The 3481-nt window shown below is 57.5% G+C and carries 4 protein-coding genes and 1 pseudogene; all 5 read left to right on the top strand.

Going from position 1 to position 3481, the window contains the following annotated elements:
* Positions 1–958 (top strand): UDP-N-acetylglucosamine 4,6-dehydratase family protein (locus ACP5PX_RS07555; RefSeq protein WP_428085356.1); only part of this gene is annotated, 958 nt, incomplete at its 5' end.
* Positions 959–1053: 95 nt separating this feature from the next.
* Positions 1054–1758, top strand: coding sequence for a hypothetical protein (locus tag ACP5PX_RS07550; RefSeq protein ID WP_428085355.1), 705 nt, complete (start codon positions 1054–1056; stop codon positions 1756–1758).
* Positions 1759–2429: 671 nt separating this feature from the next.
* Positions 2430–2924 carry a hypothetical protein gene (locus ACP5PX_RS07545; protein WP_428085354.1) on the top strand — a complete coding sequence of 165 codons (495 nt, stop codon included), beginning with the start codon at positions 2430–2432 and terminating at the stop codon, positions 2922–2924.
* A gap of 13 nt (positions 2925–2937) precedes the next feature.
* Positions 2938–3263: pseudogene (locus ACP5PX_RS07540) on the top strand (HEPN domain-containing protein); the annotation flags it as partial.
* A 42-nt stretch (positions 3264–3305) separates the two neighbouring features.
* Positions 3306–3481 (top strand): nucleotidyltransferase family protein (locus ACP5PX_RS07535; RefSeq protein WP_428085357.1); only part of this gene is annotated, 176 nt, incomplete at its 3' end.

Genomic DNA, 3481 nt, shown 5'->3' with positions numbered 1-3481 from the left:
CCTGCGGTTCTCTCCGGCGAAGCTCTTAGCCTTGGATTTTGACGAGAGCGGCCTCTTCCGGCTGGAGATGGAGCTCGAAAGGATGTTCCCCCGAGCGAACGTGCAAACCATTCTTGCGGATATCCGCGATAGGGCCCGAGTGGCTTCCATACTTCAGGTAGAGCGCCCAGAGTTGGTCTTCCATGCTGCGGCGTATAAGCACGTGCCCATCTTGGAGTTCAACCCCCAAGAGGCCGTAAAGACCAACATCTTCGGGACCAAGATCGTGGCGGAGGAAGCGTGCCGAGCAGGGGCGGAAGCCTTCGTTCTCATTTCCACTGACAAGGCCGTCAACCCCATCTCGGTGATGGGGATGACCAAGCGTGTGGCGGAGATGGTCACCCTGGCCGTGGGCAAAGGGACCCCTACCCGTTGCATGGCCGTGCGCTTCGGGAACGTCTTGGGTAGCCGGGGGAGTGTGATCCCCGTCTTTCTTGAGCAGATCCGCCGCGGCGGGCCGGTCACCGTAACCCACCCAGAGATGGAGCGTTATTTCATGACCATTTCAGAAGCTGTCCTGCTCGTGCTCCAGGCGGCGGCGATGGGACAGGGCGGGGAGGTCTTCGTCCTGGATATGGGCGAGCCGGTGAAGATCCTAGAGATCGCCAAGGAACTGATCCGTTTCCACGGCCTCGAGCCGGACAAGGACATACCTATCGTCTTCACCGGGATCCGGCCCGGGGAAAAGCTGCGCGAGGAGCTCCTCACCGCCGAGGAAGGGACCGAGGCCACCAAGCACAAACAGATCTATGTGGCCAAGATGAGCAAGAGGTTTTCATCTGAAGAGTTGCTGCATAAGCTGGATGGGCTGGCGAAAGCAATTGAAGAAAAGGCTGAGGGCAATGCAATCAAAGGCATGCTGAGGGAGATCATTTACGGCTCGGAAGGGTTGAGCCCGGGACAAGGAGGGACAGGGTGAACTGGATTGGCTATGGACTCGCGGCTTTTCTTCCGTGTGCCGTGGTTTTTGGGTCTGGACGAGTGCTTCCCTCCTGGGCGAGGAGGCCGGGGAGATTGGAAGAACCTGATGCGCGGGGAACAGCGTTTGTGGTGGGAACGCTGCTGGGCCTGCTGGTGGGCGTGGGGATTGCAAGTTACTCCGATACAGCCATCGCCAGGCTACCTTTGCTGGTCACCGCGGTGTCCTTGCTTATGGTGCTAATGCTTGGGCTTCCAAGCAAATATTACCTCTCCTTGAACGCTACGGCCACGGCAGGGCTTCTACTCTTGGTCGGCCTCGTTCCGGCCGTGGTGAAGGTCGGCGAAAATGCTTCCGCCCCCGCGGCAGTGCTCGCTGGAACCATGGTTTTGGTACCGATCGGGATTTCATTAGGAGCTTACCTCGTAAACCAGCTTGAGGGAAATGGGGGTGTTTGGATGGCCGCTGTAGCAATGGCAACCCTGAGCGGTGTCGCCTACTTGGAGGGGAAACTCCCGACCTTGTTGATACTCCTGGCCGGGCTTGGGGCAATAGTTCCACTTTTAGCCTATGCGAGCCGCTGGCAGGCTAAAGTACTGCTCGGAGATGTAGGGACGTTCGCTATTGGAGCACTCATCGCTGTGGCAGCTATCAGCGGTGGGCTTGAGCTTCCGGCAGTGATCACCTTCGTTCCATGCTTCCTCAACCTGGGGTTGAAAGCAAGCGGCCGTTCACTGGGACAACTAGTCATGAGGGCATCCGGTGGCAGTCAACGTTGCTCGGCCTTGATCTTTATTTGAACCGAGGTAGTATTTGGATTAATCGCTGTTTTAGTATGCATTTGGGCCTAACGGCCTCGGTCATAGGCATCGTCTACCACTCTCAAGCGGGTGCCTGACCTCATGGAAGATGGCTTCGCCTATTTCCTTGTGCTGCGTGAAGGACCCTTGAGCCTTGGCCCAAGCGCCTCAGAAACTCATCGCTAATCCCAAACCTCGAAAGATGATGGGCCAAGCCAGCCTCAGAAAGTCCCTGCGGGACCCCGTTTTCGATCGCATGCTCCAGAGGGACGAAAAGGGGTACTGGGAGAGCGTCAGCATGATCGAGGTTGGCCAGTGCTTATCCCAGCCCTCGCCCCATACTGCATAATGGGCTGCCCCTCGGTGGAGGTGGGCAGGACTTGTAAAGTTGTAAACCCTTGTTCTCTTCGTCACCGCTTTGCAATGAGGGTTGACTTGAAAATCAAAGAAGAGCTTGGACTAGCCGTGGATATCCTTAAGGGATAGGGCGTCAAGAGGACAGCCGGGCAGCTTTGGTTCACGATGTCAAAGGCCTGAATCACCGTCCTTCCCCGCATGTTTCATAAAAACCGAAAAAGTTGGACAAGCCTTTGTTTCTGGCTTCGGGATGGTATCTCCAAACCCGGTCGGGTCGGCTTAAAGAGGCCCGTATATAGATCATTTTTAAGCATATGCTTTGGAAGACCGAGAGGGTAAAGGCTTGGCAGTGGGTACGGCCACAACTTTGGAGAGCGGACCGGATCCTTGGGGAGATCGCGCGTTTTCTTCCCAGCCTTTCTGCCACTTTGCGCGAGGTTCGGCCCTTTTGGGGAACCTCGGAATGGGAGAAAGTTCTAAGCGAAGCCTGGGCTAAAGCTGAGGCCATTTCCATCGATTACGGGGTCATGGAACGGGCGGAAAAAGTAGACGTGGGCGACTGGCAGGCGGTGTGGGAAGTCCTCCCCAAGGATGACGCGGCGGTGGCCGCGCTGGGAGAGCACTTCGGGGAAGACACCTTTAACTCCTTGGTGTGGGCCATGGATGGAAAGCCAGTGGTGACCCTTGGGGTAAAGGGGGTGGTCATCGTGGACACACCGGAAGCACTGCTGGTGGCTGCTTTGGACCGGGCGGAGGAGGTGCGCGACCTCCTCCGCCGACTGCCCTTTAAACCGGCAAGCCATTGGTAGCAGGACCAGGATGATGTTGAATTTTCAGAAGCCTACGGAGCGGAGTCGGGATTGGATGCACCAAGCCCAAGGGGACCTCGAGCACGCGGAAAGCGATCTGGAACGGGGTTTCTACGAGTGGGCATGTTTTTCCGCCCAACAGGCTGCGGAGAAGGCGGTGAAGGCCGTTTTCCAAAAAATGGGAGCGGAAGCCTGGGGCCATTCCGTGGCCGATCTTTTTATGGAGCTAGCCAAACACCGCCCTGTGCCGGATGGATTGGTTCAGGGGGCGTTGGAGCTTGATGGCCTACATCCCCGCGCTATCCCCATGCCCATCCCAGTGGATCCCCACGGGAACGTTAATCGAGCCGCGCTGAAGTCCTCGAGCGACTTCGCGCCCGAATGGACGAGCTTTCCCGCTCCCTTCCCCTGAGGAAGGCAGTGCTCTTTGGCTCCTACGCCAAGGGCAATTACACCGCAGGAAGCGATGTGGATCTCCTTTTAGTCTACAAAGGTGAACCACGGCCCGACGCCTATGCCCTGGTCAAGAGGATTTTGGAGATCCCCCGGCTTGAGCC

Origin of the sequence: Hadarchaeum sp. (SeqCode), from assembly GCF_049969415.1 — an archaeon.
In the GTDB taxonomy this organism is placed as follows: domain Archaea; phylum Hadarchaeota; class Hadarchaeia; order Hadarchaeales; family Hadarchaeaceae; genus Hadarchaeum.
The sequence above is the reverse complement of the archived record's forward strand: the minus strand, read 5'-3'. Positions and strand labels throughout refer to the sequence as shown.

Excerpts from the sequence above, each read along its gene's own strand:
- ACP5PX_RS07545 (WP_428085354.1), top strand. The coding sequence starts at position 2,430 with ATGCTTTGGAAGACCGAGAGGGTAAAGGCTTGGCAGTGGGTACGGCCA.